The sequence below is a fragment of the Clostridium sediminicola genome, from assembly GCF_050402865.1.
Taxonomy (GTDB): Bacteria; Bacillota; Clostridia; order Clostridiales; family Clostridiaceae; genus Clostridium_AF; species Clostridium_AF sediminicola.
On record NZ_BAABMF010000062.1, the window covers coordinates 1 to 1,396 of the forward strand.

General features: G+C 41.7%; 1 protein-coding gene. It reads right to left on the minus strand.

Annotated elements, in window-relative coordinates; all coding sequences use genetic code 11:
* Window positions 1-401 precede the first annotated feature (401 nt).
* The gene (locus tag ACQ3F0_RS26700) at window positions 402-1,163 is read right to left on the minus strand and encodes an ATP-binding protein (RefSeq protein WP_428868860.1); all 762 of its coding nucleotides are present in this window, start codon (window positions 1,161-1,163) and stop codon (window positions 402-404) included.
* Between the last annotated feature and the right edge of the window lie 233 nt (window positions 1,164-1,396).

Below are 1,396 nucleotides of genomic sequence, written 5' to 3' on the forward strand. Positions count from 1 at the left end.
TTCATATTTTTTATACCTTATTTATACACCACATTATTGCTCTCTCGGAGCAATTAGATGCTAAGTAAGCCGTTACCTCAATGGCGCGGGCAAATTACCAAGAATGCGTGATGGCCTGTGCAACACACCTGTTGCATGGTAACCGATCAGTTCGAAATTTCTAGTTTTACTATAACGTTTATACCCCTATGCCTTTTCGATAGCATAGAGAACTACTTTTTAAAAATAGACTCTAATTTAGCTATACCTTTTTTATCTAATTTATAGGTAAAAACACAATATAGTACTGCATTTTTACCTATAAATATTTTAATCATCGTCTTAAGAGTTTTCATAGTTTTTGCCAAAGTCTCTGTAAAAATACTCCAAAACAGTTTTTTCTAGTTTGCGTAGGCGTCCCACTAAAAGTCAGGAATAATCTTCTTCAGAATTTCGCGTACTGCCATAGGACAAGCGGAGTCCATAGGTAACTCTAGCAAGGACTTGCCATCACGGTCAAAGGAGTTCACCAACTCATCCTCTGGAAGACAGCCAAACACATCAAGACCAATCTTCTTGATTATCTCTTCCTCAGGCTCGTCGTTACGCACACGGTTCAGCACTAAGCCAGCCTGCTTGACTTGAATACCATCCTCACCACCCTGGGCCACTTTAATGATACCAGCGGCAGTTTCCAGGCTTCTGGCAGACATATCAGCAACAACCAGTAGCACGTCAATACTCTTGAGAACCCTGCGGTTAAGCTGCTCTGGACCTGCCTCACCATCTATAATTGACACCTCATAATCACCAAGGAGAGTGTCAATACCGTAACGCAAAAGCTCATTGACCGCACAGAAACATCCAGGTTCCTCGGGACGCCCCATTGTCAACAGGTCAAAACCATCCCCATGGGACAGAATCTCACGCATCATCTCTTTGGTGGGAGCATTATTTAAATTATTTCTCAGCTGGTCCTTACCAATCAAACCTTTACGTAGCTCACTTACCGTTTTGTTCACCTTAGTTCCCAATGTATAGGGCAGACTCATAGCAGAGTCGGCATCGATGGCAAGCACTTTATTCTTATAACGTTCTGCAAGTATCCTGATTAAAAGAGTTGCAACGACCGTTTTACCTGTACCTCCTTTACCTGTAATAGCAATAGATTTAACTTTACTCATTTTAATTTCCTCGCTTTCTGCTTTCTGTTTGAATTCTCTCGCTTTCTGCAAGAAACCATTCGGCTACGTTCTTACAATGGTCTACACTTTCGAAAGCCTCTTGGCCCCCACAACACTCTCCATATACTCCGTAATTGACGCCTTGACCTCATCAATGCTTTTATAGCGCAAATCAACAGAATCCAATTCCACCGTTAAAGTAGGAATTCCGAACTTCTCCTGAATCATATCTG

Bases quoted from the DNA above. Each gene is read 5' to 3' on its own strand.
- ACQ3F0_RS26700 (WP_428868860.1), bottom strand. From the start codon at position 1,163: ATGAGTAAAGTTAAATCTATTGCTATTACAGGTAAAGGAGGTACAGGT.